The sequence below is a fragment of the Phaeovulum vinaykumarii genome (assembly GCF_900156695.1).
Lineage (GTDB): Bacteria > Pseudomonadota > Alphaproteobacteria > Rhodobacterales > Rhodobacteraceae > Bieblia_A > Bieblia_A vinaykumarii.
This window is the reverse complement of record NZ_FTOM01000007.1, coordinates 155,413-180,313: the sequence shown is the minus strand read 5'-3', so window position 1 is coordinate 180,313 and position 24,901 is coordinate 155,413. Positions and strand designations below refer to the sequence as shown.

Genomic DNA, 24,901 nt, shown 5'->3' with positions numbered 1-24,901 from the left:
CGCGCTCGGATCCGGTCCCGCAACCGAGCATGAGGGCAAGGAACTGTCCCAGGATGCCGTGATCTGGATCACCGCAGCCGACATGGAGTGACGCCATGCATATCGTCGATGGCGCGCTTTCCGCGCCGGTGCTGATTGCCGGGGCTGCGCTGACGGCCGGGGGGATCGCCCTTGGCCTGCGGCAGATGACGCTGGAACGGATCCCGGCGGCGGGCGTGCTGTCGGCGGCCTTCTTTGTGGCCTCGTTGATCCATGTCGCGGTGGGGCCAAGCTCGGTCCATCTGATCCTCAACGGGTTGGCCGGGCTGATCCTGGGGTGGACGGCCTTTCCCGCGCTGTTCGTGGCGCTGCTGCTCCAGGCGGTGTTCTTCGGCTTTGGCGGGATCACCGTGCTGGGGGTGAACACGCTCAACATCGCCTTGCCGGCGGTGCTGGTCGGGCTGGCGCTGCGTCCGCTGATCGCTGCGGGCGGGCCGCGCGCGGCGGCCCTCTGGGGCGCGGTCGGCGGGGCCGGTGCGATCGCGCTGACCACGCTTTTCGTCGCCGCCGCGCTTGTCTTCAGCGGGGACGCCTTCGTGCCCGCGGCCAAGCTCGTCTTTCTTGCGCATGTCCCGGTGATGGTGATCGAGGCCGCGATCAGCGCCGCCGCGGTCGTGCTGATCAAGCGGGTCAAACCCGATCTCTTTGCCGGCGCGCCCGCCGTGGCCGCGGTTTGAAGGATAGTCCAGATGAAACGCATCCTCCTTTCCACCCTTGTCGCCGGCGCCCTGTGCGCGCCGCTGCCTGCGCTTGCGCATAAGGTGATCGCGTCGGTCTACCCTTCGGGGGCGATGATCGAGGGCGAGGTCGGCTTTTCCGACGGCACGATGGGCGTGAACGTGCCGGTTCTGGTCTCGGGGCCCGACGGCAAGGTGCTGGCCACGCTGACCAGCGATGACGAGGGCTTCTTCACCTATACCCCCACGCAGGCAGTGGCGCTGACCTTCCGCGCTGATCTGGGCGCGGGGCATGTGGCCACGGCGTCGATGGCGCAAGACGAGGTCGCCCGGATTGTCGGCAAGGGGGCCGCGCCCACTGCTGCCCCGGCCGCCGCCGCCCCGGACACTGCCACGTCTGCCGCCCCGGACACCGCGGCTGCGGCGGGCGCGACGTCCCCGAGCGCGCAGGGCGCGACGCCCCCGAGCGCGCAGGGCGCGACGCTGAACGCGGCCGAACGCGACGCCGTTGCCGAGATGCTGCGCGACGAATTGCGTCCGCTGCGCAAGGAGATCGCCGCCTACAGGGAAAAGAACGACCTGCAAGCGATCCTGGGCGGGATCGGCTATATCATCGGCCTCTTCGGGGTGGGCTTCTATGTCGCCGCCCGGCGCCGTCTGGCGCAGGCCGCGTCATGACCCTGATCAGCACCAACCCCCCGGCGCTGCGGCCCGGTCTGCCGGGGGCCGCGGTCGCGCGCATCGACCCGCGTCTGCGCGTCTGCGTCGCGCTGGTCTTCGCGGTGCTGATGAGCCAGGTGGACGGTTTCGGCGCGCTGGGACTGGGCCTTGCTGCCGGGCTTGGCCTGCTTCTGGCCTCGGGGCAGCCGATAGGCCCCGTCCTGCGCCGCATGGCGGCGATGGATGGGTTCATCCTGTTCATGCTGGTGCTCTTGCCCTTCACCACGCCGGGGGTGCCGCTCTTTTCGGTCTGGGGCCATGGCGCCAGCCTCGAGGGGCTGCGTGACGCCTGCGATATCCTGCTGACCGCGAATGCCGTCGTTCTGATGGTGCTGGTGCTGCCCGGCACGCTCGAGCCGGTGACGCTGGGCCATGCGCTGGGGCGGCTGGGGGTGCCGCTGTCGCTGGTCAACCTGCTGCTGTTCACCGTGCGCTATATCACCGTTCTGGAAGGCGAATATCAGCGGATGCGGCAGGCGATGCGGGCGCGGGCCTTTGCCGCGCGCTCGGATCTGCATACGCTGACCAGCCTGGGCTATCTGGTGGGCATGATGCTGGTGCGCGCGCAGGAACGCTCCGAGAGGGTGTTGCAGGCCATGAAATGCCGCGGCTTCAACGGCGCGCTGCCGCTGATCGACGCGATGCGCTGGCGCGGGGCCGACACGCTCTGGGCGCTGGGCTTTGCGGGCCTGCTGGGGGCCGTGATCGCGCTGGAGATCGCCCATGTCCCCGGTGCTTGAACTGGCCGGCATCCATTTCGCCTATCCCGGCCGCCCGGCCGTTCTGACCGGCGCCAGCCTGCGGGTCGGGGCCGGTGATCGCATCGCGCTGGTCGGGCCCAACGGGTCGGGCAAGTCCACGCTTTTGCGGATTGCCGTCGGCCTGTTGCGCCCCTCGGCGGGCCAGGTCACGGGCTTCGGGCGCCCGCGCGTGACCGAGACCGATTTCCAGGATCTACGCCGCGACGTGGGGCTGGTGTTTCAGGATCCCGATGATCAGCTGTTCTGCCCCACGGTGATCGAGGACGTGGCCTTCGGGCCGCGCAATCTGGGGCAGGGCCGCGCCGAGGCGCTGGCGACCAGCGAAACGGTCCTGCGCGAGATGGATCTGATGCATCTGCGCGACCGCGTGACCCATCACCTGTCGGGCGGCGAAAAGCGGCTGGTCACGCTGGCCACGGTGCTGGCGATGCGCCCCAGGGTGCTGTTGCTCGACGAGCCGACCAATGCGCTGGACCCCGAGAATGCCGCGCGGCTGCTGGCGATCCTGCGCGGTCTGGATCAGGCTTTGGTGATGGTCAGCCATGACGCCGCCTTCCGCGCCCAGCTTGATCTGCGCGAGGTGCATCTGCGCGCCGGGCGGCTGGCGGAGAGCCCCTGACGACGACCCACTGAAGGCGCGCGGGGCAGGGGGAGCGCGGGCAGAGGGGCACGCGGGGCAGGGGGCGTGCCCTAGTCGCCCGATGCCCTGCGCGCCACCGCCTTCCTTGCCCGCCGCGCGGCCCAGCTTGTGGCGCCGTTACGCCGCGCCGCCCCGCGGGGGCGCGCGCTAATCGGCCTGCGCGGGGGCCCGGCGGTGGTCGCATCGGGGCGCGGGCACGGGCGCGCCGACCCGCATCCACAAGATGGCATCCTGGCGCAACCGCTGCCAGCCGCGGCGGCGCGCGGCCCCCGCCCCCGGCGCGCAGAGTGCCCACAGACCGGCCGCGGGCAGGGTGGTGCGGAACCGCCCCTGCGCATCGGTCTCGGCAAAGGCCCAGCCCGGCGCCCCGCGCGATCCGGTGCCGTCTGTCGCCGCGACGAGATGATCGCCGGTCGCGCCCAGCTCGCGGGTCATCCGCTCCAGACAGACCGTGATCCCGGCAACGGGACGGCCCGCCGCCAGCACCCGCCCCGAGAACAGCATCCCCGGCAGGATCGTGTCGGGGTCGCGGTCGGGCACGATCTCGGCGGCAAGGCCCAGCGGCGCCAGCGGGCGCGCCGCGTCATGGCCCAGGATCGCCAGCGCGATCTGCTGCACCTGAAGGCGCGCCGAACGATCCCGACGCGGGACGGTGCAGACCGCCAGATGGTGGCGGCCGGGGGCGCTCAGATCCGCGGTGCCCTGCCAGGCCGCGCCCGCATTGAAGGCGCCGTGAAAGAGAACCGGCGCGAACGCGAGCCTGAGGTCGCGGGTCGTGCCCGCATGCCGGTGAAGCACCGCCTCGGGCCGCGCCAGATCCTGGACCGCGCCCTCTCCCAGCGGATCGCCTGCGATCAGCGTGATGCGCCGGCCGCCGGGTGTGGCTGCGGGCGTGGCTGCGGGGGGGGCCGCGGGGGTGGGGCAATGCAGCAGTAGCCCCGCCGTGCTGGCCGGCCGCGGGGCCAGCATCAGCGCGCGGGCCGCGGCCATCAGGTTTCCATGCAAGATCATGTAGCGTTGCCTTTCCAAAGCGACACGGGGCCAAAGCGACACGGGGCCGAAGCGGCGCGGGGCCGCGAAGCTGAAAAGACGAACGGGATGACGGCTCGGTCGGGCGCGCGGCCCGACCGGGCCAGACGCGCACCCCGGCGTCCGGTCGACACCGCCGGGAACGGGCCCCGGCGCGGAACGGCAGGTCTCCTGGCTTGCGGGTCGTGGCTCCTCCGGCCTTCCCGGAGCCACACGCGCGTGCGTGCTGGGCTCCAGTGGTTCTTCCGGTCTCGCTCGCCGCTTACAGTTGCGGGGGCAGCTGCGGCCTTGCCCGTCCGGGCGCACCGCATTCCCTTTTCACCCCGGCCAGACGCATCGTGCGCCCGCGGGGAACCGTGTCCGGGGGCAGGATCGCAAGCCCGCGCGCGGGCGTCAACGGCCATGCCGTCGCGGGGGTGTGGCATGGGGCGTGAGTGGAATTCATGATCTTTGTGACGATTATGAATTTGAGTTGAGTTGCGGGCAGCGCTATTTATCCCCCGTTCTCAGGAGACCGACATGCTGCTTTCCCAGACCTTGCCGAAATCGGCCAGTTATCACGCGCTCGAGGCGCTGGCCCGCGAGAGGATCGTGATCCTTGACGGGGCGATGGGCACGCAGATCCAGAAGCTGGGCCTGGGCGAGGAGGATTTCACCGGCCAGGGCGGGGGCTGTGCCTGCCGGTTTCACACCGATCGCCCGCAGAAGGGCAACAACGATCTGCTGGTGCTGACCCAGCCCGGCGTGATCGAGGATATCCACGTCGATTTCGCAATGGCCGGCGCCGATATCGTCGAGACCAACACCTTTTCGGGCACCACCATCGCCCAGGCCGATTATGGTCTGGAAGAGGCGGTCTTCGAGATCAATGCCGCCGGCGCGCGGGTGGCGCGTGCGGCGATGGACCGGGCCCAGGCGATGGACGGGCGCGCGCGCTTCGTGGCCGGGGCGGTGGGGCCCACGAACCGCACCGCTTCGCTGTCGCCGGATGTGAACGACCCCGGCTATCGTGCGGTCACCTTCGACGATCTGCGCCGCGCCTATGGCACCCAGATCCGCGGCCTGATCGCGGGGGGCGCCGACATCATCCTGATCGAGACCATCTTCGACACGCTGAATGCCAAGGCCGCGATCTTTGCCGCCGCCGAAGCCTTTGCCGAACATGGCGAACGGCTGCCGGTGATGATCTCGGGCACGATCACCGATGCCTCGGGGCGCACGCTGTCGGGGCAGACACCGACCGCCTTCTGGCATTCGGTGGCCCATGCGCGCCCCTTCACCGTTGGGCTGAATTGCGCGCTGGGCGCGGCCGCCATGCGCCCGCATCTGGCCGAAATCGCGGGCGTCGCCCCCTGTGCGGTGTCGGCCTATCCCAATGCCGGGCTGCCCAATGCCTTTGGCCAATACGACGAAACGCCCGATCAGACCGCGGCCCAGGTGGAATTGTTCGCCCGCGACGGGCTGGTCAATGTGGTCGGCGGCTGCTGCGGCACCACGCCCGAGCATATCCGCGCCATCGCCGAGGCCGTGAAATCCCATCCGCCGAGGATCTTCGAATGAGCCGTTATCTGCGCCTGTCGGGCCTCGAGCCCTTCACGCTGACCCCCGATATTCCCTTCGTCAACATCGGCGAGCGCACCAATGTCACCGGCTCGGCCCGGTTCCGCAAGATGATCGTGGCGCGCGATTATGCGCGCGCGCTCGAAGTGGCGCGCGATCAGGTCGAGAACGGCGCCCAGATCATCGACATCAACATGGACGAGGGGCTGATCGATTCGCGCGCCGCGATGGTCGAGTTTCTCAACCTGCTGGCCTCGGAACCCGATATCGCCCGCGTGCCGGTGATGATCGACAGTTCCCGCTGGGAGGTGATCGAAGCGGGCCTGCAATGCGTGCAGGGCAAGTCGGTGGTCAATTCGATCAGCCTCAAGGAGGGCGAGGAGCTCTTCCGCCACCACGCCAACCTGTGCCTGGCCTATGGCGCCGCGGTGGTGGTGATGGCCTTCGACGAGACCGGCCAGGCCGACACCTATCAACGCAAGATCGACATCTGCGCGCGCGCCTACCGCATTCTGGTCGACGAGATCGGCTTCCCGCCCGAGGACATCATCTTCGACCCCAACGTCTTTGCCGTGGCCACCGGCATCGAGGAGCACGACAATTACGGCGTCGACTTCATCGAGGCCACGCGCTGGATCCGGGCGAACCTGCCCCATGCGCATGTGTCGGGGGGCGTGTCGAACCTGTCGTTCAGCTTCCGCGGCAACGAACCCGTGCGCGAGGCGATGCATGCCGTCTTTCTTTACCACGCCATTCAGGCGGGGATGGACATGGGCATTGTCAATGCCGGGCAGCTGGCCGTCTATGACCAGATCGACCCCGAATTGCGCGAGGCCTGCGAAGACGTGGTCCTGAACCGCGTGCCCAAGACGGGCGGCACCGCGACCGAGCGCATGCTGGAGGTGGCCGAAAGGTTCCGGGGCGGCGCGCGCGAGGAAAAGCAGCGCGATCTGGCCTGGCGCGACTGGCCGGTGGAAAAGCGGCTGGAACATGCGCTGGTCAACGGCATCACCGAATTCATCGAAGACGACACCGAGGCCGCGCGCCAGGCCGCCGCGCGCCCGCTGGACGTGATCGAAGGGCCCTTGATGGCGGGCATGAACGTCGTGGGCGATCTGTTCGGGGCGGGCAAGATGTTCCTGCCGCAGGTGGTGAAATCGGCCCGCGTGATGAAACAGGCGGTAGCGGTGCTGCTGCCTTACATGGACGCCGAGAAGGCCGCCGCGGGCGGGCAGGGGCGTGAAAGCGCCGGCAAGATCCTGATGGCGACGGTGAAGGGCGATGTGCATGACATCGGCAAGAACATCGTGGGCGTCGTTCTGGCCTGCAATAATTACGAGATCGTCGATCTGGGCGTGATGGTGCCGCCGCAGAAGATCATCGAGGTGGCGCGGGAAGAACAGGTCGACGCGATCGGGCTGTCGGGTCTGATCACGCCCAGCCTCGACGAGATGGTGCATCTGGCCTCCGAGATGGAGCGCGCGGGCTTCGACATCCCGCTTCTGATCGGGGGGGCTACCACGTCCAGGGTGCATACGGCGGTGAAGATCGCCCCCGCTTACACGCGCGGCCAGGCGGTCTATGTGCTGGATGCCAGCCGCGCCGTGGGGGTGGTGGGGGCGCTTCTCAGCCCCAACCAGAAGGCCGAATATGCCGCCGGGATCCGTGCCGAATACACCCAGCTTGCCGCGCGGCATGCCCGCGACGAGGCCGCCAAGCAGCGCCTGCCGCTGGCGCGGGCGCGCGCCAATGCCATGAAGATCGACTTTTCCGATTACGCGGTGCCGGCGCCGCGCTTCTTCGGGCCGCGGGTGATCGAGGATTGGGATCTGGCCGAGGTGGCGCGCTATATCGACTGGACGCCCTTCTTCCACGCGTGGGAGATGAAGGGGGTCTATCCGCGCATCTTCGAGGACAAGGCCAGGGGCGCGGCCGCGCGCGCGCTCTTTGACGACGCCCAGGAGATGCTGGCCCGCATCATCGCCGAGCGCTGGTTCACCCCGCGCGCGGTGGTGGGCTTCTGGCCTGCGAATGCGGTGGGCGACGACATCCGCCTTTACACCGACGAGAGCCGCGCCGAGACCCTGGCCACCTTCTTCACCCTGCGCCAGCAGACGCTCAAGCGCGAGGGGCGGCCCAATGTGGCGCTGTCCGATTTCGTTGCGCCCGAAGGCAGCGTGCCCGATTATCTGGGCGGTTTCGTCGTCACCGCCGGCGCCGAGGAAGCCGAGATCGCCGCGCGGTTTGACGCCGAGAACGACAATTATTCCGCCATCATGGTCAAGGCGCTGGCGGATCGCTTCGCCGAAGCCATGGCCGAGGCCCTGCATCAGCGCGTGCGGCGCAGCTATTGGGGTTATGCCCCCGACGAGAGCTTTGCCCCCGATCAACTGGTCGGCGAGCCCTATCGCGGCATCCGCCCCGCGCCGGGCTATCCCGCCCAGCCCGATCACACCGAGAAGCGGACGCTGTTCAAGCTGTTGGAGGCCGAGGCCGCCACCGGCGTGACGCTGACCGACAGCATGGCGATGTGGCCGGGCTCGTCGGTCTCGGGGCTCTATATCGGGCATCCGGAGGCCTATTATTTCGGCCTTGCGCGCATCGAACGCGACCAGGCCGAGGATTACGCCGCCCGCAAGGGCATGGCGCTGTCCGAGGTGGAACGCTGGCTGGCCCCGGTTCTGGGCAAGGCGCCCGACGATCCCGCCGAGGCGGCGGCCTGAGCCTGTCTGAAACGCGTTCCATCAGGTCGGATTCGTGCGGTGCAGCATGCGGCATTCTGGCACGGTAGTCCCTGTCAGGGCGCCCTTTGACGGGGCCGACTGCGGCGGGGGCGCATCGGCGGGCGACCGCGGCGGGCGACGGCGGCGGGGGACCAAGACCTGCCCTGACATCACCGGGCCGTCGGCCCATCCGTCCAACCGGCCCCGGCGGGGGCGCGGGGCAAGTGAGGTGTCAGATGTCGGACGCAGCGGAAATTCGTGCGCAATTGGCCGCACGCCAGAAGAACCATGCCCTGCCGCGGTCTCTCTATTGCGACGAGGCGGTGTTCCAGGCCGATCTGGCGCATGTCTTCGCGCGCGAATGGCTGTTCGCCGTGCCTGCCTGCCAGCTTGTCAAGGCGGGGGATTACGCCACGCTCCAGATCGGCGCCTATCCGGTGATCGTGGTGCGCGGCGCCGACGGCATGATCCGCGCCTTTCACAATGTCTGCCGCCACCGCGGCCAGCGGCTGTGCGCCAAATCCACCGGCAGCACGCCCAAGCTGGTCTGCCCCTATCACCAATGGACCTATGATCTGGACGGCAAGCTGCTGTGGGCCAAGGACATGCAGGAGGATTTCGACCCCCGCGCGCATGGTCTGAAAAAGGTGCATTGCGTCGATATCGGCGGGATGGTCTTCATCTGCCTGGCCGATGTGCCGCCGCCCATCGCCGATCTGGCCGGGGCGCTGGGCCGCTATCTGGCGCCCTCGGGGCTCAAGGAGGCCCGCGTCGCCCATGTCTCGACCATCATCGAGAAGGGCAACTGGAAGCTGGTGCTCGAGAACAACCGCGAATGCTATCATTGCGGGGGCGCGCATCCGTCCCTGTGCCGCACCTATTCCGACAATCCGCGCATGACGGCGATGGACGGCCCCGACGCCGCCAGCCCCGACATCCTGGCGCATTGGCAGCGCTGCGAGGCCGCGGGCCTGCCCTCGCGGTTCGTCAACCACCCCGACATGCAATGGCGGCTGGCGCGCATCCCGCTTCTCAACAATGCCGACAGCTACACGATGAGCACCAAGCCCGCCGTGCGCGGCAAGCGCATGGGCACGATCCCGTTCAACGACGCGGGCAGCCTGCTGTTCTTCCATTATCCCAACACCTGGAATCACTTCCTGGCCGATCATGCGATCGTCTTCCGGGTGCTGCCGGTCTCGGCCACCGAAACCGAGGTGACCACCACCTGGCTGGTGCCGGGCGACGCCGTGGAAGGGGTGGATTACGACCTGAAGGAATTGACCGAGGTCTGGCTGGCCACCAATGACGAAGACCGTCAGGTGGTCGAGGAAAACCAGGTCGGTATCCGCTCGCCCGCCTATGTGCCCGGCCCCTATTCGCTGGTGCAGGAGGAAGGCGTGATCCAGTTCGTCGATTGGTATTGCAACACGCTGGGGGCGCGGCTTGGTCCCGACCCGGCCCTGGCGGCGGAATAAGGCCATGCGGCGTCACAACTGGACGGGCGATCCGTGGACCGACCGCGAGCCTCTGGAATGCACGATGGTGGTGCCCGAGACCGCCGATACCGCGACCTTCACCTTCCGCGCGCCGTCGGGGGCCTGGTTCGATTATCTGCCGGGGCAGTTCCTGACCCTTGATCTGCCGGTGCCGGGCAACCCGGTCAGCCGCACCTACACGATTTCCTCGTCGCCCTCGCGGCCGCTGTCGCTGTCGGTCACGGTGAAGGCTCAGCCCGGCTCGGTGGGCACGCGCTGGATGCTCGACCATCTGACGCCGGGCATGCGGATCAAGGCGCATGGGCCGGCGGGCAATTTCACCTTTCGCCGGCATCCGGCCGAGAAATATCTGTTCATCTCGGCAGGCTCGGGCATCACCCCGCTGATGTCGATGGCCACCTGGGCCTGGGACAGCGGCGAACGGACCGACATTTCCTTTGTCCATGCCGCGCGCAGCCCCTCGGACATCATCTTCCGCCCGCGGCTGGAACACTTCGCCGCGCGGGTGCCGGGGCTGCAATTGCATCTGACGGTCGAGGAGGCCGACGCGCTGGAAAGCTGGCACGGCTATACCGGGCGGCTCAACCAGATCATGCTGGCGCTGATGACCCCCGATTATCTGGAGCGCGAGGTGTTCTGCTGCGGCCCCGAGCCCTTCATGCAATCGGTGCGCGAGAGCCTGGCCGCGCTGGGCTTCGATCTGGCGCATTACCATCAGGAAAGCTTTGGCGCGCCCGAGATCGCCTTCGATGCGCTGGCCGAGGCCGAAGCCGCCGCCGCTGCCGTGGCGGGCAGCTCCGAGGTCTGTTTCACCGCCTCAGGCGTCACCGCCGTGTGCGCGGAAGAGGAAACCATTCTGGCGGTGGCGAAACGGTCCGGTCTGAACATCCCCTCGGGGTGCAATTTCGGCCTGTGCGGCACCTGCAAGATCAAGAAGACCGAAGGCGAGGTGCAGATGCTGCACAATGGCGGCATCTCCGAGGAGGACATCGCCGAAGGCTATATCCTGGCCTGCTGTTCGCGCCCCAGCGGAAAAGTCGCGGTCGACGTCTGACCGCCGCCCGCGAAACACACCCATGACCGCCCCTTCAGGGGCGGCATTTTTTTACTGTTGGCGTCCCGGTTGGTCGGTTTCCAATCTTACACGCCAAAACTTCCCGGCGCGTTCGTAAACCGCTTCGGGCGTCAAAGTATTGAAAATCTTGAGAACGCCTTTGCCTACGCACAAGTTCGAAGACTTATCGAAATAGGCCAAGGCTTCGTCTTGAAGGTGAAATAGATGACTTGCGGCGGCTTCCTGATAAAGAAAGCCGTCGCGTTCATACTCTGCCAGCATCCACCGGGCGGCTTCGTCTTCAGTCATGCTTTCTTCGGCGCGACGTAAGCTTGAAGCGTTTCTTCCGTGAAATGAGCGCTTTCCTTTGAAGCGCCCTTGAACCATTCACACTGATAGCCTGTAAAGTTACCCTTGTAGTTGGTAGCAACTTCGGAAACCGTCATCGAAGGACCGCCGGATTTCAGTTGAACAATGTCGCCGGGTTTGAATTTCTGCGCCATGTGTAGTGCTCGCATCGTATTTAGGAACCGTATCTTGTGCTAAGATAAGGTGGGCGAAGTCGTCGCGCTAGGGCAAAACTTTAGGAAATAACATCGGAATGACCGGCACAGCGTGGCGCGGTCGTTGCATCACATTCACGTCTTCGTGAGCGTTCGGCGTGATGATGAAGGGAACTGCCTCGTTAGGCAACGCTTAGGCAGGAGCCAACATTTCCCAGAAAACCCAATGTTTTCAAAGGGAAATGGTGGGCGACCCTGGAATCGAACCAGGCATGGGTCTCCCCGGCGGAGTTACAGTCCGCTGCCGCACCTTGCAGCACGTCGCCCGACGCTGGGGCGATTTAGCGAAGCGGGCGGGGGGCGTCAAGGCAGAAAGTTCCGGTTTTTTCGTCCCGCGTGCCGGACGCTCTGCGTGTCGCAGGCAGGGGCCATCGCCGCGGGCTTCCCCTTGCCAGCACGCGCGGGCTCGGTCAGGAAGGGGCAGTCGCAAGGGGGATGCAGGATGAAGAAACCGGCCTGGGTGATCGAGAAGGAACGCGCGCGCCGGGCGGCGGCGGCCGAGACTGTCTGGCTCTTCGGGCTGCATGCGGTGCGCGATGCGCTGGCCAATCCGCGGCGCGAACGGCTGCGGCTGGTGCTGACGCCCAATGCTGCGCAACGGCTGGACGATCTGGCCGGCATGGAGCCCGAGATCGTCGACCCGCGCAAGTTCGACCGCCACGTGGGCCTGCCCGCCGACAGCGTGCACCAGGGCGCCGCGCTCGAGGTGCGCCCGCTCGAATGGGGCCGGCTGGCCGATCTCTGCGCGGGCGGGCCGGAGACGACCGTCGTCCTGCTCGACCGGGTGTCGGACCCGCACAACGTCGGCGCCATCCTGCGCTCGGCCGAGGTCTTCGGCGCCCGTGCCGTGATCGCGCCCGCGCGCCATTCCGCCCCCGAGACCGGGGCGCTGGCCAAGACCGCCTCGGGCGCGCTGGAACGCCAGCCCTATCTGCGGGTGCGCAACCTCTCCGAGGCGATGGAGGAGCTGCGCGAGATGGGCTTTTTGCTGGTCGGGCTGGCCGGCGAGGCCGAGGCCGATCTCGAGACCGCGCTGGGGCAGGCCTCGGGCCGTCCGCTGGCGCTGGTGCTGGGCGCCGAGGGGCCGGGCCTGCGCGAAAAGACGCGCGAGACCTGCGATCTTCTGGCGCGCATTCCCTTCGCCGGGGCGTTCGGCTCGCTCAACGTGTCGAACGCGGCGGCGGTGGCGCTTTACGCCGCCTCTCGGCGCACGCCCGCTCAAGCCGCAATCACAAGCCTGCGATAACGTCTCAAGGGGGCTTCAAAGGCGCCGCAACCGGCTTATCTAATGAAGCACAACGCGACACGTCGGAACTGTCGCGCTCCGCTTTTGTCCCTCGTTCCGAACACCTCGGCCCAGGCGCTTGCCTGGGCCTTTTTCTTGCGCCCCCGGGACCCGGGCGCTTGCCTGGGCCTTTCTTGCGCCCCCGGCTTGCGCCCGCGGCCCCCGCTTCGGGCCGGGGCTTGCCGGTGCGCGCCTTCGGGGCCCGCCCGCGCGCGGCAGCGCCGCCCGGCCGGGCTCGATGCCCGGCAGGGCGGCTCCCTCCCGCAGGCTTCGACACGGCTTCGACGCTTGCGGCGCGCGGCGGCTTTCTCTAATCCGGAAGGGACGAACAGGAGGGCCCGATGGCGCATTTTCTCGACACGTCCGATCCCGGTTTCGACGCGCAATTCGACGCGCTTCTGGGGCTCAAGCGCGAGGATGCGCCCGATGTCGATGCCGCCGTCGCCGCCATCATCGCCGATGTGCGTGCGCGCGGCGATGCCGCGGTGATCGAGCTGACGGCGAAATTCGACCGCCTTGAGCTGACCCCCGAGACGCTGGCCTTCACCGCCGCCGAAATCGACGCCCAGATCGCCCAGGTCTCGGCCGCGGACATGCAGGCGCTCGAACTGGCCGCCGAACGCATCCGCGCCTATCACGCCCGCCAGATGCCCGAGGACGCGCATTGGACCGATGCCGCGGGCGCGCGTCTCGGCTGGCGCTTCACCCCGGTCTCGGCGGCCGGGCTCTATGTGCCGGGGGGGCTGGCCTCCTATCCGTCCTCGGTGCTGATGAACGCCATCCCCGCCAGCGTCGCCGGCGTCGAACGGCTGGTCATCGTATGCCCGACCCCGGACGGCGCGGTGAACCCGCTGGTGCTGGCGGCGGCGCGCATCGCCGGGGTGGACACGGTCTACCGCATCGGCGGCGCCCAGGCGATCGCGGCGCTGGCCTACGGCACGGCGACCATCGCCCCGGTGGACAAGATCACCGGCCCCGGCAATGCCTATGTCGCCGCCGCCAAGCGCCGCGTCTTCGGCCGCGTCGGCATCGACATGATCGCGGGGCCGTCGGAAATCCTGGTCATCTCGGACGGCAGCGCCGATCCCGATTGGCTGGCGCTCGACCTGCTCAGCCAGGCCGAACACGACCAATCCGCGCAATCCATCCTGATCACGCCCGATGCCGCCCATGCCCGCGCCGTGACGGCGGCGGTCGAGGCGCGCCTCGAGACGCTGGAGCGCGCCGAGATCGCGGGCGCCAGCTGGCGCGACAACGGCGCGGTGATCGTGACGCGCGATCTGTCCGAGGCCGCGCGCCTGTCCAACCGCGTGGCGCCCGAACACCTGGAGCTGTGCGTGGCCGAGCCTTCGGCGCTGGCCGAGGAAATCACCCATGCCGGCGCCATCTTCCTGGGCGCCTTCACCCCCGAGGCCATCGGCGATTACGTCGGCGGGCCCAACCACGTCCTGCCCACGGCGCGCTCGGCGCGGTTCTCCTCGGGGCTGTCGGTGATGGACTTCCTCAAGCGCACGACGCTGGCCGAGATGACCCCGCGCGCGCTGGCCGCCATCGGCCCCGCCGCCGAACGCCTGGCCATTTCCGAAAGCCTGCAGGCGCATGGGCTGAGCGTGCGCGCCCGCCTCGACGCCATCAACCTCGAGAGCGACGCATGACCGCGCCCAACCGCATCTGCCGTATCGAGATCGACGACGCGGGGCAGGGGGCGCCCACGCCGGAGCTGGAGCAGGAGCGCCGTGTGGCGGTCTTTGACCTGCTCGAGGACAACAGCTTCGCCATTCCCGCCCGCGCCGACCGTCCCGCCCCCGAAGGGCCCTTCTGTCTGGCGCTGGCCATCCGCGAGGGGCGGCTGGTCTTCGACACCACGCTGGAAAGCGGCGAGAAAGTCGCCGAATTCCACCTGTCGCTGGGCCCGTTCCGCCAGGTGGTCAAGGATTACTTCCAGATCTGCGAAAGCTATTTCGAGGCGGTCAAGAAGCTGCCCCCCGCCCAGATCGAGGCCATCGACATGGCCCGGCGCGGCATCCACAACGAGGGCGCGCGCGTCCTTCTGGAACGTCTCGAGGGCAAGGCCGAGCTGGATATCGACACCGCGCGGCGCCTCTTCACCCTGATCTGCGTGCTCATGCAGGGGTCGTGATGGGTGCGCTTCCCCATTCGGTTCTGTTCTGCTGCGACCACAACACCGTGCGTTCGCCGATGGCCGAGGGGATGATGAAGAAGCTCTATCCGGGCGCGGTCTATGTCCAATCCGTCGGCGTGCGCTCGGATGGCGAGGTGGACGGCTTTGCCGTGGCCGTCTGCGCCGAGATCGGGGTCGAGCTGGAACAGCACGAGGCACGCTCCTTCGACGACATGCTCGACTGGGGCGACGATCTGTCGGGCTATGACCTGGTGATCGCGCTGTCGCCCGCCAGCCAGCGCCGGGCGCTGGAACTGACCCGCTATTTCCATCTCGAGGTCGAATATTGGCCGATCATGGACCCCACCGGCCTGGCCGAGGGCCGCGAGGCCCGGCTGGCCGCCTATCGCCAGACCCGCGACCAGATCATGGGCCGCATGACCGCGCGGTTCGGCCCGCCGCATGTTTCGCTTGAACCAAGAGAGAACCCATGAACCGTCCCGAAGCCCTGAGCCTGATCGAACGCTATTTCGAGGCCTTCAACGCCCATGACACCGACGCGATGAGCGCGCTTCTGACCGAGGATGTCGAACATCACGTCAACGAAGGCGAGATCCGCCGCGGCCGCGGCGCCTTTGCCGAATTCAGCGCCCATATGTCGGCCTGCTACGACGAGCGGCTGACCGACATGGTGGTGATGGCCAATGACGCGGGCACGCGCGTGGCGGCCGAATATGTCGTCAACGGCACCTATCTGCGCACCGATCAGGGCCTGCCCGAGGCGCAGGGCCAGAAATACGTGCTGCCGGCGGGGTCGTTCTTCACCCTGCGCGACGGGCGCATCGCGCGGGTGACGACCTATTACAACCTGGCGCATTGGATCGCGCAGGTCTCGGGCAAGGTCTCGGGCAAGGCCCGCGCATGAGTGCGGTTTCGGTTCGCGTCCTGACCGGGCCCGAAATCGACGCCGCCCTGAACGATCTGGCCGCACTGCGCATCGCCGTCTTCCGGGACTTTCCCTATCTCTATGACGGCGATCTGGACTATGAGCGGCGCTATCTGGCGCCCTATGCGGGCAATCCGCGCGCGGTGGTCGCGGGCGCCTTCGACGGCGCGCGGCTGGTGGGGGCGGCCACCGGCACGCCGATGGAGGACCACGCCGATGATTTCGCCGCCGCCTTCGACGGCACGGGGCTGGCGCTGTCCGACATCTTCTATTGCGCCGAATCGGTCCTGCTGCCGGAGTATCGCGGCCGCGGTCTGGGTCACGCCTTCTTCGATGCGCGCGAATCGCATGCCCGCGCGCTGGGCCGGCGCCACGCCGCCTTCTGCGCCGTGATGCGCCCTGCCGATCATCCCGCCCGGCCCGCCGAGTATCGCCCGCTCGACCCGTTCTGGCGCGCGCGCGGCTATGCGCCCCTGCCCGGTGTGATTGCGCATTTTCACTGGAAGGATCTGGGCCAGCAGGCACAGACCGCCAAGCCGCTGCAATTCTGGGCGCGCGCGCTCTGAGCCCGTCGCGGGTTGCGGCATTGCGTGACGCCCCTTGACATTGCTCTTGAAAATTGCCGCAACCGGGCGCATTAACACCGCGCCCGCGCAAGGTCGGGTAACAACCTGTGGAGTGACCATGGCCAAGGAAGAAATGCTCGAATTTCCCGGCGTCGTGAAGGAACTCCTGCCGAATGCGACGTTTCGGGTCGAGCTGGAAAACGGCCATGAGATCATCGCGCATATGGCGGGAAAGATGCGCAAGAACCGCATCCGCGTTCTGGCCGGCGACCGCGTTCAGGTCGAGATGAACACCTATGACCTGACCAAGGGGCGGATCAACTACCGCTTCAAGTGACGCCCGCGCCGAGCGTTTCGGCCCCCCCGGCCGAAGGAGGCCCGCGCATGGACGACAGTTCCGGTGATCGCCCGCGGCTGGTGCTGGCTTCGGCCAGCCCGCGCCGGCGTGAATTGCTGGCGCAGCTGGGCATCACGCCCGATGCGATCACGCCCCCCGAGATCGACGAGACCCCCCGCCGGGCCGAGCGCCCGCGCGATTACGTGGCGCGCATCGCCCGCCAGAAGGCCGAGGCCATGCCGGCCCCCGCCCCGCGCGAGGTCGTGCTCTGTGCCGATACCACCGTGGCGCTGGGCCGGCGCATCCTGGGCAAGCCCGCCGATGTCGCCGAGGCCGCCGAATTCCTCTGGGCGCTTTCGGGGCGGCGCCACCGCGTGCATACGGCCGTGGCGGTGCGCAATTCGGCGCGGATCTGGCTGCGCGTGGTGGACAGCATCGTCCGCTTCAAGCCGCTCTCGAATGCCGAGGTGAACGCCTATCTTGCCTCGGGGGAATGGCAGGGCAAGGCGGGCGGCTATGCGATCCAGGGCCGGGGCGGGGCCTTCGTGCCGTGGATCTCGGGGTCGTTCCCGGCGATCGTCGGCTTGCCGCTGGCCGAGACCGCCGCCCTTCTGCGCACGGCGGGCTATGAATGGGAGGGGCAGGCATGAAGGGCCGTGTCGTGGTTCTGGGCGAACTTCACGGGCGCGAGGCCGCCGCCCTGCTGGTCGATGGCCGGCTCGAGGATCTGCTGATCGACGAGCAAAGCGACCTGGCCCCCGGCGCCATCTGCCGCGCGCTGCCCGAACGCCCCATGAAGGGGCAGGGCGGGCTGTTCGTGCGCCTGCCGGGGGGCGCGCGCGGTTTCCTGCGCGAAGCGCGCGGCATCAGCCCCGGCCGGCCGCTGCTGGTGCAGGTTGCCGCCAATGCCGAAGGGGCCAAGGCGCCGCCGGTCTCGACCCGGCTGGTCTTCAAGAGCCGCTATGCCATCGTCACCCCCGATGCCGCCGGTCTGAACCTGTCGCGCGCGATCCGCAGTCCGGGCCTGCGCGCGGGCCTCGAGGCCCTGGCCGCAGAGGGGATGGCGGGCTCGGAGATGGGGCTGATCCTGCGCTCGGCCTGCCTGATCGCCGCCGATGAAGACGGCGTGCTTGACCCCGAGATGGGGGCCGAGATCGCCGAGGATATCGCCGCCATGCGCGCGCTGGCCGAGGCGGTGATGGCCGATCTCGAAGGCGGGCCCGAATTGCTGGTGGCAGCGCCGACCCCGCACGAGGCCGCCTGGCGCGACTGGGCCGAGCCGGCCCCCGATGCGGTCGAGGAGGGCACGATGGAGGCCCACGGCGTTCCCGAGGCGGTCGACGCGCTCCTGTCGCCGCGCGTGCCCCTCGAGGGCGGCGGGCACATGATGATCGAACCCACCCGCGCGCTGGTGGCGGTGGATGTCAACACTGGCGGCGACACCAGCCCTGCGGCGGGGCTCAAGGCCAATATCGCCGCGGTGCGGGAGCTGCCGCGGGAATTGCGCCTGCGCGGGCTGGGCGGGCAGATCGTCGTCGATTTCGCGCCCATGCCCAAGCGTGACCGGGCCGCGGTTGAACAGCAGATGCGCGCGGTCTTTCGCCGGGACGGGTCGGAAACCGTGCTGGCGGGCTGGACGCCGCTTGGCAATTACGAGATCCAGCGCAAGCGCGACCGCCGCCCGCTGCGCGATATCCTGGCACCGGAGGCTGGACGATGAGCTGTCCCATCTGCGGCAAGGACACCGACCCACGCTATCGCCCCTTCTGCTCGCGCCGCTGCGCCGACATCGACCTGGGGCGCTGGCTCAAGGGCGGATACGTCCTGCCGGGCGATGCGGCCGAGGATGGCGCCGATCCGCTGGCCGAAGACCTGCCGTCGGGTCAGGACATGTCGGGTCAGGACAGGGGGCCGTCCGGGGGGCCGTCCGGGCGTCTCAATTGACCCCGGCGCCAGGGGCTTCACAGGGTGCGCCGACGCGCAGATGCGCCGCGGCCTGTGCCAAACTGCAACACTGTCTTAATGGTTTACATGGGCTTGCGGTGACCGCTTGAATACGTCTGCGGTTCTGGCATGACAGGACGTGGGGCCGTCTGAGGGTGACGGCTATCTTTGCACAGACGGAGTTCTCAAGATGAAAAAAGTCCTGACCCTGTCGCTCGCGCTGGGCCTGACCGCCGGCGCCGCGGTTGCTGGTGGCTATGCCCCGGTCGTGGTTGAGCAAGAGCCTGTTGTGGTCGAAGGCGGCTCGTCGTCGTCGGCCGGCCTGGTCGTGCCGCTGCTGCTGCTGGTGGCCGTGGTTGCCGCGTCGAACGACTGATCGTCGCGCATATCCATGCGAGGGACCGGGAGCTTGCTTCCGGTCCTTTTCATTTTAAATCAATGTATTATTTCCGTGCCCGGTCTGTCTGTGCCCGCTCTGTCGGCGCTACCTGTAGGGCGTGCCCGCCGCGCGCGGACGCGGTCCGTGGACCTGCCCGCCGCGGGGCCTTTCGGCCGCCGGCATGTTCGGGATCCGGGGCGCCTGAAGCCCGCCGCGGGGTGGGGGGAGACGGCGGCTCGAATTTGTCCAACGAAAATGTGATCCCGCCGCCGCGGACGTGATTTCCGGGGCGCGCCTCCCGCGGATGGGATGATTCGCGCGCCCGCGGGGGGCCCCAGCGGCGGAATGCTCAGGGGGGGGGAGGACTCAGCGCCGCAGGAACTGGAAGCTGAAATAGCCCAGCTGCGGGCCCAGCCATTGCCGCGACACCGAGATGAAGCCGTCGCGTTCCACCAGATAGCTGTTCTGGATGACAAAGCTGCCGGCCTGGCAGACCTCGACCATCTGGCGCCCCACGAACCGCCGCCCCACGGCGGTGTAATCCTGCGCCTTGCCCGGTGCGGTGGCACAGACCGCCTGCACGGGGCGTTCGCGCAGGTCGTTGTCCAGAATGCGCCAGGTGCGTTGATAGCTGCCCTGACGGCGCGCCTTGATCGCGGCTGCGGCGGCGGCGGTTTCCGCCGACATCAGGTCGCCGCCGGTGCCGCGCGTGGCCGTCACCAGCCCGTCGGTCAGCTCGAAGGATTGCTTCTCGGCGGTCAGCAGCACGCGGCGGGCGTCGCGCGCGTCGGTCTGCCGGGTGACCAGCGCGGTATTGGCGGCCTCGTTGTGGACGACCATCACCGCGGCATCGGTCTGCGCCAGCGTCTGCACCGCCACCGCCTCGAGGGTGGGCGGCGCGGCCTTGCCCTTGCCCAGAAGCCCCGCCGGCATCAGCGCCTTGCCGATCGAGGTCAGCGCCGAGGGGTCGGGGTCGCGGGCGGTATCGCCGGAGCAGCCGGCAAGGGACAGGCAGGCCAGGGCCACAAGCGCCGCTGCACGAGACTTCATGCTCATCTCCAGAACTTGCCCCAGCTTTGATAGACCGATCCGGCATTGGCATCGCGCACGGTCTCGAACAGGCGGTCGTCGATGGCCACGCGCGCGCCGCCGTCGCGGTTGAGCGGGCGCAGCACCGGGGTGATCTGGGTCTGGCTGGGTTTGCCCAGAAGCGCCGAAAGCGGCACCGTCATGCGGATCCCCTTGTCGAACGAGCCCTCGCCGAAATCGGCCGAGGACATGTCGGTGAAGGTGGCAAAGGCCCCCACGCTCCAGCCATTGGCGAATTCGCGGTCCAGCGTGACCGTCGCGCCCCAGTCGCCGGCCAGATAGCGGCCGACGTCAAGCTGGCCGCGATAGCCCTTGCCGAAATCGTAATAGGCCGAGGCATGGCCGGTCACGATCTCGTAGTCGCGGAACGAGAAGCCCTGATCGAAGTCGCGCTGGCGGACCCAGTTGACTTCGGCCCCCAGCGCCAGGCGGCTGTCGGTGGGCATCCACAGGAATTCCCCCGACACCCCGCCATACATCCGTTCGAGCAGGCCCACCGTCACCCGGCTGTAGGTCTCGGGGCCGGGCTTGGCATACCAGCCCAGGGTCAGGTTGCGCAGGGTGGTGTCATTGCCGCTCATGTAGCGGGCCAGATCGGTGCGCACATGCGGCACCGCGGTCGGCGCGGCGGGCGGGGTCTCGTCCAGGTTGCCGGCGACCTTCTGGCGGATGGCGCCCGACAGGAACAGCCCCGGCCGCAATTCGAACCGCGCCTTCAGCTCGACGCCGACATCGGCCCGCACGGGGTCGGCCGGGTCGAACAGGCTGGCCTCGAGATAGGGCTTGGCCGACCAGGACAGCCGCGGGAACAGCCCGTCGGCCGGTTCCAGCCCCGCTTCGCCGGCGGGCAGGGCGTCGGACAGCTCGACCCGCTGCGCCATCTCGAAGGCGGCCGAGTTTTCCTGCCGCTCGACATCGCTGCGCGTCATTCGCGCCGTGGTGACGGGCATGCCGTTGCGCGACAGCGTGATCTCGAAATGCTCGACCGAGGGCGGCAGCGACCGGGTCAGGATCCGCGCGGTGCGGCCCAGGGCCTCGGCCACATGGTCGAAGCGTTCGTTGCGGATGCGCAGGCGCACGCTTTGCGCGTCGAGCGCGATCGCCTCGAGGATGATCCCTTCCTTGACCAGCGATCGGGCGATGCGCGTCTCGACGCCGGCGCGCGTGCCCGCATCCGAGGTCCAGGCCCCCGACCAGCCGTCGGGATCGGCCGCGGGCGCGGGACGGCCGCGCACCGGCAGCGGCGCGGCCTCGATGCCCGAGGGGAACGAGGAATTCCTGGGGTTGAACGCCATGTTGAGCTGGACGCCGACTTCCGAGCCCAGCACGTAATAGCCCGACAGCGCAAAGCCCCGCGACAGACGGTAATCAAAGCCCAGGTTGACCGGGCTGTCATGTTGCAGCGTCGTGGTGGCGGTTTCGGCGACATAGGCGTCCGAGGAATATTCGGCCTTCAGCGTCAGCCGGTCATTCGGGGCCCAGGACAGGCCGAAGAAGGGCGCGACATCGCCGCGGAACCATTGCTGGGCATTGGCGCGCCCGCCGGTCGAGCTGTAGTCATAGGGCGGGCGGGTGCCGATCCCCTTGGTGCCGTTGTGGCTGGCCAGCCGCCCCCAGCCCAGACCCCCGGTGACCTTGATCCCCGGCGTCAGCGTCTTGGTGGCGACGATATATTCCGACGAATAGACGCCCGTCCCGATGAAGTCGCGCAGCCCGATGGCCACGGCGGGGCGCCAGCCCTTTTCGTCCAGCACCCGGTAATGCAGGTCGAACGAGCGGTCATAAAGTTCCGAGCCGCCGTCCACCCCTTCGATGCGCGAATAGCGGAAGGCGCCGGTCAGCCGCGGGCTGATCTGGAACGAGAAGCTGTTGCGCAGCGAATTGGGCGCCGAGAAGATGCTGGCGCCGATGGTGGCGTCGGGCTGGCTTTCGGCGGTGGGCATGTCGATCAGGCCCGGCATGCCGAAGCTGTTGACATTGGCAAAGGGGATCGCGTCCTCGGCCAGAAGCGGCGCACCAGAGGTCGCCGCCAGCGCGGCCGCCCCGAGCCCCAGCGCCCCGCGGCGCAGCGCGGTGCCGGCCCGGCCCGGACGGCGGGGCGATTTCGTCACGTCGTTGCGGTCTGCGCGCAGGGTCTTTTTCACGCGGCCTCTCCTGATCCTTTGGCGCTTTATGGCATGACCTTTGTCCCCGTGCGAGCGTCAATGCCGTCGCGCCACGCGAAAACTGGCCGCGGGGTCACCGAATGGCAACGGATCGCGGGGGCGGGGGGCGCGCCGCTGCGGCGGGCTGCATCCGCCGGCGAAACGGGCGGAAATGGAAAGGGGCCCGACCATTTGCCGGGCCCCCGAGGTGTCGTGCGCGCGTGGTGCGCGCGCGCCTTACATGCAGGCCTCGAACAGCGCGCGGGTGTTGTCGTAGGTCATCTCGATCGGGTTGCCGCCGCAGGACGGATCCTCGAGCGCCATCTCGGTCAGCGCATCCAGACGTGCGGCCTCGACCCCCATCGCGCTCAGCGTTTCGGGGATATGCAGCTCCGTGCGCAGGTCCATGACCGCGGCCCGGAAGCCCTCGAACCCGCCGCGGATGCCCAGATAATCGGCCGCGCGGCCGATCCGCGCCTCGATCGCGGGGCGGTTGAAGTCCAGCACCATCGGCATGACGCAGGCATTGGTGGTGCCGTGGTGCGTGCCATAGACTGCGCCCACCGGATGCGACAGCGAATGGATCGCGCCCAGCCCCTTCTGGAAGGCCACCGCGCCCATGGCGGCGGCGCTCATCATGTGGCCGCGCGCCTCGAGATCATCGGGCGTGGCATAGACCCGCGGCAGGTTCTCGAAGACAAGCCGCATCCCCTCGAGCGCAATGCCCTGGCTCATCGGGTGGTAGAAGGGCGAGCAATAGGCCTCGAGGCAATGGGCCAGCGCGTCCATGCCCGTGCCCGCGGTGATGAAGCGCGGCATGCCCACGGTCAGTTCCGGGTCGCAGATGGTCACGACCGGCAGCAGCCTGGGGTGGAAGATGATCTTCTTGCGATGCGTCGCGGAATTGGTCAGCACGCCCGCGCGCCCCACCTCGGAGCCGGTGCCCGCGGTGGTCGGCACGGCGATGATCGGGGCGATGGTGTCGGGATTGGCGCGCGTCCACCAATCGCCCACATCCTCGAGATCCCAGACCGGGCAGGGCTGGTCGATCATCAGCGCGATCATCTTGCCCAGATCGAGCGCCGAGCCCCCGCCAAAGGCCACCACGCCGTCATGGCCGCCGGCGCGATAGACGGCCAGCCCGGCCTCCATGTTCTTTTCGTTGGGGTTGGGGTCCACCTCCGAGAAGACCGCGCGCCCCAGGCCCGCGGCCTCGAGGATATCGAGCGCGCCTTGCGTGATCGGCAGCGGCGCCAGCGCCTTGTCGGTCACCAGCAGCGGCTTCGTCATCCCCGCCGCCTTGCAATGCTCGGCCAGTTCCGCGATGCGGCCCGCACCGAATTTCACCGCGGTGGGATAGGACCAATTGGCCTTGAGGCTCATTTCGTCACCTTCTTGAGATGGTAGGATTTCGGACGGGTCAGCGCGTGATAGCCCAGCACCGACAGCCCCGCGCCGCGGCCGGTGTCCTTGCAGCCGGTCCAGCACAGCGCCGGGTCGAGATAATCGCAGCGGTTCATGAAGATCGTGCCGGTCTCGATCTGGGCGCCGACCTCGGCCGCGCGCGCGGCATCGGTCGTCCACAGCGAGGCCGTCAGCCCATAGGGGCTGTCGTTCATGGCCGCGACCGCCTCGGCATCGCCCGAAACCGGCATGATGCCGACGACGGGGCCGAAGCTTTCCTCGCGCATCACCCGCATCTCGTGGTTGACATCGACAAGGATCTGCGGCGCGAGATAGGCGCCCCCGTCATCGGCGGGGAAATGCGCCGGGTCGATCAGTGCCCGCGCGCCTTCGGCCACGGCCTCGGCGACCTGCTCGCGCACGATCTTGGCAAAGCGGACATTGGCCATCGGCCCCAGCGTGGTCTCGGGGTCGAAGGGGTTGCCCAGACGCAGCGCGTTGACCCAGGCCACGGCCTTCTCGACAAAGGCGTCAAAGAGGCTCTCGTGGACATAGATGCGCTCGATCCCGCAGCAGCATTGGCCGGCGTTGAACATCGCCCCGTCCATCAGCCCGTCGACCGCGGCGTCGAGATCGGCATCCTCCATCACATAGCCCGGATCCTTGCCGCCAAGCTCAAGGCCCACCGGCGTGAAGGTGCCCGCCGCGGCGCGTTCGATGGCGCGCCCACCGCCGACCGAGCCGGTGAAATTGACGAAGTTGAAGGCGCGTTCGGCGATCAGCGTCTCGGTCACGTCATGGTCGAGAACGACGTTCTGGAACACGTCCTCGGGCACGCCCGCGGCATGCAGCGACTCGGCCAGCCGTTCGCCGACCAGAAGCGTCTGGCTGGCATGCTTGAGCATCACCGTATTGCCCGCGATCAGTGCCGGCACGATGGTGTTGACCGCCGTCAGATAGGGATAGTTCCACGGCGCGATCACGAAGACCACGCCCAGCGGCTCGCGCGCGATGCGCCGCTCGAAGGTGTCCGAGGCCTCGGCCACCATCGGCGCCAGCGCCTCGGCGGCGATCTTGGCCATGTAGCCTGCGCGTTCGTTGACGCCGCCGAATTCGCCGCCGAAGCGGGTGGGGCGGCCCATCTGCCAGGCCAGTTCCTCGACGATGCGTTCGCGCATGGTCTCGAGCCGGGCAATGCCGGCGCTGACCAGCTCGATGCGTTCGGCCAGCGGGCGTGCGGCCCAGCCCTTCTGTGCGGCGCGCGCGCGCGCGGCGGCGGCGCGGGCCTCGGTCTCGGTCAGGCAGTCGCGGGTCGCATAGACGCGCCCGTCCACCGGCGAGATCAATTCGATCGTCTTGCTCATGGGTCCATCCTTTGCGCCCGGCGGGCGCGGTTGCGAGCGGGGGGGCGGGCCGGCCC

At 68.5% G+C, this 24,901-nt stretch carries 26 protein-coding genes, 1 tRNA gene, 1 pseudogene and 1 riboswitch; of the genes and pseudogenes, 20 read left to right on the top strand and 8 right to left on the bottom strand.

Annotated features, from left to right (window positions below; genetic code table 11):
• The 5 genes and pseudogenes from BW949_RS17435 to BW949_RS13490 all read left to right on the top strand — a co-directional run.
• A pseudogene (locus BW949_RS17435) lies at nucleotides 1–91 on the top strand (DUF4198 domain-containing protein); the annotation flags it as partial.
• Nucleotides 92–95: 4 nt separating this feature from the next.
• Nucleotides 96–716 carry a cobalt transporter CbiM gene (cbiM, locus tag BW949_RS13505; protein WP_076366944.1) on the top strand — a complete coding sequence of 207 codons (621 nt, stop codon included), beginning with the start codon at nucleotides 96–98 and terminating at the stop codon, nucleotides 714–716.
• Between the two features lie 12 nt (nucleotides 717–728).
• The gene (locus BW949_RS13500; protein WP_076366942.1) at nucleotides 729–1,394 is read left to right on the top strand and encodes a cobalt ABC transporter permease; all 666 of its coding nucleotides are present in this window, start codon (nucleotides 729–731) and stop codon (nucleotides 1,392–1,394) included.
• Complete coding sequence (cbiQ, locus tag BW949_RS13495) at nucleotides 1,391–2,176, top strand: cobalt ECF transporter T component CbiQ (RefSeq protein WP_076366940.1); 786 nt, start codon at nucleotides 1,391–1,393, stop codon at nucleotides 2,174–2,176. Before BW949_RS13500 ends, cbiQ begins: the two co-directional genes overlap by 4 nt.
• Nucleotides 2,160–2,816 (top strand): energy-coupling factor ABC transporter ATP-binding protein, encoded by a 657-nt coding sequence (locus BW949_RS13490; protein WP_076366938.1) that lies wholly within the window; start codon nucleotides 2,160–2,162, stop codon nucleotides 2,814–2,816. Before cbiQ ends, BW949_RS13490 begins: the two co-directional genes overlap by 17 nt.
• A gap of 168 nt (nucleotides 2,817–2,984) precedes the next feature.
• Here the strand turns inward: BW949_RS13490 and BW949_RS13485 are convergent, their stop codons facing one another.
• Nucleotides 2,985–3,848, bottom strand: a complete 864-nt coding sequence (locus BW949_RS13485; protein WP_076366936.1) for a DUF4198 domain-containing protein — start codon at nucleotides 3,846–3,848, stop codon at nucleotides 2,985–2,987.
• 177 nt (nucleotides 3,849–4,025) lie between these two features.
• Nucleotides 4,026–4,224: riboswitch (cobalamin riboswitch) on the bottom strand.
• A 161-nt stretch (nucleotides 4,225–4,385) separates the two neighbouring features.
• On the opposite strand from BW949_RS13485, the gene BW949_RS13480 reads away from it, so the two are divergent.
• From BW949_RS13480 to BW949_RS13465, 4 genes are all read left to right on the top strand, one after another.
• Nucleotides 4,386–5,426 carry a homocysteine S-methyltransferase family protein gene (locus BW949_RS13480; RefSeq protein WP_097177055.1) on the top strand — a complete coding sequence of 347 codons (1,041 nt, stop codon included), beginning with the start codon at nucleotides 4,386–4,388 and terminating at the stop codon, nucleotides 5,424–5,426.
• On the top strand, nucleotides 5,423–8,149 hold the full coding sequence (gene metH, locus BW949_RS13475; protein ID WP_076366934.1) for a methionine synthase: 2,727 nt from the start codon (nucleotides 5,423–5,425) through the stop codon (nucleotides 8,147–8,149). Before BW949_RS13480 ends, metH begins: the two co-directional genes overlap by 4 nt.
• 236 nt (nucleotides 8,150–8,385) lie before the next feature.
• Nucleotides 8,386–9,627: an aromatic ring-hydroxylating oxygenase subunit alpha gene (locus BW949_RS13470; RefSeq protein WP_076366932.1), complete on the top strand. Its 1,242-nt coding sequence runs from the start codon at nucleotides 8,386–8,388 to the stop codon at nucleotides 9,625–9,627.
• 4 nt (nucleotides 9,628–9,631) lie between these two features.
• On the top strand, nucleotides 9,632–10,702 hold the full coding sequence (locus tag BW949_RS13465; RefSeq protein WP_076366930.1) for an FAD-binding oxidoreductase: 1,071 nt from the start codon (nucleotides 9,632–9,634) through the stop codon (nucleotides 10,700–10,702).
• A 51-nt stretch (nucleotides 10,703–10,753) separates the two neighbouring features.
• Here BW949_RS13465 and BW949_RS13460 read toward each other — a convergent pair whose 3' ends face one another.
• From BW949_RS13460 to BW949_RS13450, 3 genes are all read right to left on the bottom strand, one after another.
• Complete coding sequence (locus BW949_RS13460) at nucleotides 10,754–11,011, bottom strand: DUF6953 family protein (RefSeq protein WP_076366928.1); 258 nt, start codon at nucleotides 11,009–11,011, stop codon at nucleotides 10,754–10,756.
• Nucleotides 11,008–11,205: a YodC family protein gene (locus BW949_RS13455; protein ID WP_076366926.1), complete on the bottom strand. Its 198-nt coding sequence runs from the start codon at nucleotides 11,203–11,205 to the stop codon at nucleotides 11,008–11,010. Before BW949_RS13455 ends, BW949_RS13460 begins: the two co-directional genes overlap by 4 nt.
• A 243-nt stretch (nucleotides 11,206–11,448) precedes the next feature.
• Nucleotides 11,449–11,532 (bottom strand) — tRNA-Tyr (locus tag BW949_RS13450).
• A gap of 175 nt (nucleotides 11,533–11,707) precedes the next feature.
• Here BW949_RS13450 and rlmB point away from each other — a divergent pair.
• The 11 genes from rlmB (at nucleotide 11,708) to BW949_RS13395 (ending at nucleotide 18,841) form a co-directional block, all read left to right on the top strand.
• On the top strand, nucleotides 11,708–12,511 hold the full coding sequence (gene rlmB / locus BW949_RS13445; RefSeq protein ID WP_076366924.1) for a 23S rRNA (guanosine(2251)-2'-O)-methyltransferase RlmB: 804 nt from the start codon (nucleotides 11,708–11,710) through the stop codon (nucleotides 12,509–12,511).
• 380 nt (nucleotides 12,512–12,891) lie between these two features.
• The gene (gene hisD / locus BW949_RS13440; protein ID WP_076366922.1) at nucleotides 12,892–14,205 is read left to right on the top strand and encodes a histidinol dehydrogenase; all 1,314 of its coding nucleotides are present in this window, start codon (nucleotides 12,892–12,894) and stop codon (nucleotides 14,203–14,205) included.
• Nucleotides 14,202–14,690, top strand: coding sequence for a UPF0262 family protein (locus BW949_RS13435; protein WP_076366920.1), 489 nt, complete (start codon nucleotides 14,202–14,204; stop codon nucleotides 14,688–14,690). Before hisD ends, BW949_RS13435 begins: the two co-directional genes overlap by 4 nt.
• Nucleotides 14,690–15,166 (top strand): arsenate-mycothiol transferase ArsC, encoded by a 477-nt coding sequence (locus tag BW949_RS13430; protein ID WP_076366918.1) that lies wholly within the window; start codon nucleotides 14,690–14,692, stop codon nucleotides 15,164–15,166. The genes BW949_RS13435 and BW949_RS13430 overlap by 1 nt, the downstream gene beginning before the upstream one ends.
• Complete coding sequence (locus tag BW949_RS13425; RefSeq protein ID WP_076366916.1) at nucleotides 15,163–15,597, top strand: ketosteroid isomerase-related protein; 435 nt, start codon at nucleotides 15,163–15,165, stop codon at nucleotides 15,595–15,597. Before BW949_RS13430 ends, BW949_RS13425 begins: the two co-directional genes overlap by 4 nt.
• Nucleotides 15,594–16,184 (top strand): GNAT family N-acetyltransferase, encoded by a 591-nt coding sequence (locus tag BW949_RS13420; protein WP_076366914.1) that lies wholly within the window; start codon nucleotides 15,594–15,596, stop codon nucleotides 16,182–16,184. The genes BW949_RS13425 and BW949_RS13420 overlap by 4 nt, the downstream gene beginning before the upstream one ends.
• A 118-nt stretch (nucleotides 16,185–16,302) precedes the next feature.
• Nucleotides 16,303–16,521 carry a translation initiation factor IF-1 gene (gene infA / locus BW949_RS13415; protein WP_022707441.1) on the top strand — a complete coding sequence of 73 codons (219 nt, stop codon included), beginning with the start codon at nucleotides 16,303–16,305 and terminating at the stop codon, nucleotides 16,519–16,521.
• A 47-nt stretch (nucleotides 16,522–16,568) separates the two neighbouring features.
• A complete protein-coding gene (locus BW949_RS13410) occupies nucleotides 16,569–17,171 on the top strand; it encodes a Maf family protein (protein WP_076366912.1) in 603 nt (200 codons plus the stop codon).
• Complete coding sequence (locus BW949_RS13405) at nucleotides 17,168–18,241, top strand: ribonuclease E/G (RefSeq protein WP_076366910.1); 1,074 nt, start codon at nucleotides 17,168–17,170, stop codon at nucleotides 18,239–18,241. The genes BW949_RS13410 and BW949_RS13405 overlap by 4 nt, the downstream gene beginning before the upstream one ends.
• Nucleotides 18,238–18,465 carry a DNA gyrase inhibitor YacG gene (locus BW949_RS13400; RefSeq protein WP_076366908.1) on the top strand — a complete coding sequence of 76 codons (228 nt, stop codon included), beginning with the start codon at nucleotides 18,238–18,240 and terminating at the stop codon, nucleotides 18,463–18,465. The genes BW949_RS13405 and BW949_RS13400 overlap by 4 nt, the downstream gene beginning before the upstream one ends.
• A 190-nt stretch (nucleotides 18,466–18,655) precedes the next feature.
• Nucleotides 18,656–18,841: a hypothetical protein gene (locus BW949_RS13395; RefSeq protein ID WP_076366906.1), complete on the top strand. Its 186-nt coding sequence runs from the start codon at nucleotides 18,656–18,658 to the stop codon at nucleotides 18,839–18,841.
• Nucleotides 18,842–19,210: 369 nt separating this feature from the next.
• On the opposite strand, the gene BW949_RS13390 is transcribed toward BW949_RS13395, so the two are convergent.
• The 4 genes from BW949_RS13390 to BW949_RS13375 all read right to left on the bottom strand — a co-directional run bounded on the left by BW949_RS13390 (nucleotide 19,211) and on the right by BW949_RS13375 (nucleotide 24,845).
• Nucleotides 19,211–19,894: a YjbF family lipoprotein gene (locus tag BW949_RS13390; RefSeq protein ID WP_159440068.1), complete on the bottom strand. Its 684-nt coding sequence runs from the start codon at nucleotides 19,892–19,894 to the stop codon at nucleotides 19,211–19,213.
• Between the two features lie 2 nt (nucleotides 19,895–19,896).
• Complete coding sequence (locus BW949_RS13385) at nucleotides 19,897–22,077, bottom strand: YjbH domain-containing protein (RefSeq protein ID WP_235816310.1); 2,181 nt, start codon at nucleotides 22,075–22,077, stop codon at nucleotides 19,897–19,899.
• Nucleotides 22,078–22,314: 237 nt separating this feature from the next.
• Nucleotides 22,315–23,460, bottom strand: coding sequence for an iron-containing alcohol dehydrogenase (locus BW949_RS13380; RefSeq protein ID WP_076366902.1), 1,146 nt, complete (start codon nucleotides 23,458–23,460; stop codon nucleotides 22,315–22,317).
• Complete coding sequence (locus tag BW949_RS13375) at nucleotides 23,457–24,845, bottom strand: aldehyde dehydrogenase family protein (protein ID WP_076366900.1); 1,389 nt, start codon at nucleotides 24,843–24,845, stop codon at nucleotides 23,457–23,459. The genes BW949_RS13380 and BW949_RS13375 overlap by 4 nt, the downstream gene beginning before the upstream one ends.
• Nucleotides 24,846–24,901 lie beyond the last annotated feature (56 nt).

Coding starts and splice junctions, on each gene's coding strand:
- BW949_RS13485 (WP_076366936.1), bottom strand. CDS start 3,848: ATGATCTTGCATGGAAACCTGATGGCCGCGGCCCGCGCGCTGATGCTG.
- BW949_RS13380 (WP_076366902.1), bottom strand. CDS start 23,460: ATGAGCCTCAAGGCCAATTGGTCCTATCCCACCGCGGTGAAATTCGGT.
- BW949_RS13470 (WP_076366932.1), top strand. CDS start 8,386: ATGTCGGACGCAGCGGAAATTCGTGCGCAATTGGCCGCACGCCAGAAG.
- metH (WP_076366934.1), top strand. CDS start 5,423: ATGAGCCGTTATCTGCGCCTGTCGGGCCTCGAGCCCTTCACGCTGACC.
- BW949_RS13500 (WP_076366942.1), top strand. CDS start 729: ATGAAACGCATCCTCCTTTCCACCCTTGTCGCCGGCGCCCTGTGCGCG.
- BW949_RS13455 (WP_076366926.1), bottom strand. CDS start 11,205: ATGGCGCAGAAATTCAAACCCGGCGACATTGTTCAACTGAAATCCGGC.
- BW949_RS13400 (WP_076366908.1), top strand. CDS start 18,238: ATGAGCTGTCCCATCTGCGGCAAGGACACCGACCCACGCTATCGCCCC.
- BW949_RS13490 (WP_076366938.1), top strand. CDS start 2,160: ATGTCCCCGGTGCTTGAACTGGCCGGCATCCATTTCGCCTATCCCGGC.
- rlmB (WP_076366924.1), top strand. CDS start 11,708: ATGAAGAAACCGGCCTGGGTGATCGAGAAGGAACGCGCGCGCCGGGCG.
- cbiM (WP_076366944.1), top strand. CDS start 96: ATGCATATCGTCGATGGCGCGCTTTCCGCGCCGGTGCTGATTGCCGGG.
- BW949_RS13430 (WP_076366918.1), top strand. CDS start 14,690: ATGGGTGCGCTTCCCCATTCGGTTCTGTTCTGCTGCGACCACAACACC.
- BW949_RS13375 (WP_076366900.1), bottom strand. CDS start 24,845: ATGAGCAAGACGATCGAATTGATCTCGCCGGTGGACGGGCGCGTCTAT.
- BW949_RS13395 (WP_076366906.1), top strand. CDS start 18,656: ATGAAAAAAGTCCTGACCCTGTCGCTCGCGCTGGGCCTGACCGCCGGC.
- BW949_RS13460 (WP_076366928.1), bottom strand. CDS start 11,011: ATGACTGAAGACGAAGCCGCCCGGTGGATGCTGGCAGAGTATGAACGC.
- BW949_RS13390 (WP_159440068.1), bottom strand. CDS start 19,894: ATGAAGTCTCGTGCAGCGGCGCTTGTGGCCCTGGCCTGCCTGTCCCTT.
- BW949_RS13405 (WP_076366910.1), top strand. CDS start 17,168: ATGAAGGGCCGTGTCGTGGTTCTGGGCGAACTTCACGGGCGCGAGGCC.
- BW949_RS13425 (WP_076366916.1), top strand. CDS start 15,163: ATGAACCGTCCCGAAGCCCTGAGCCTGATCGAACGCTATTTCGAGGCC.
- BW949_RS13480 (WP_097177055.1), top strand. CDS start 4,386: ATGCTGCTTTCCCAGACCTTGCCGAAATCGGCCAGTTATCACGCGCTC.
- BW949_RS13420 (WP_076366914.1), top strand. CDS start 15,594: ATGAGTGCGGTTTCGGTTCGCGTCCTGACCGGGCCCGAAATCGACGCC.
- cbiQ (WP_076366940.1), top strand. CDS start 1,391: ATGACCCTGATCAGCACCAACCCCCCGGCGCTGCGGCCCGGTCTGCCG.
- BW949_RS13410 (WP_076366912.1), top strand. CDS start 16,569: ATGGACGACAGTTCCGGTGATCGCCCGCGGCTGGTGCTGGCTTCGGCC.
- BW949_RS13435 (WP_076366920.1), top strand. CDS start 14,202: ATGACCGCGCCCAACCGCATCTGCCGTATCGAGATCGACGACGCGGGG.
- BW949_RS13465 (WP_076366930.1), top strand. CDS start 9,632: ATGCGGCGTCACAACTGGACGGGCGATCCGTGGACCGACCGCGAGCCT.
- hisD (WP_076366922.1), top strand. CDS start 12,892: ATGGCGCATTTTCTCGACACGTCCGATCCCGGTTTCGACGCGCAATTC.
- infA (WP_022707441.1), top strand. CDS start 16,303: ATGGCCAAGGAAGAAATGCTCGAATTTCCCGGCGTCGTGAAGGAACTC.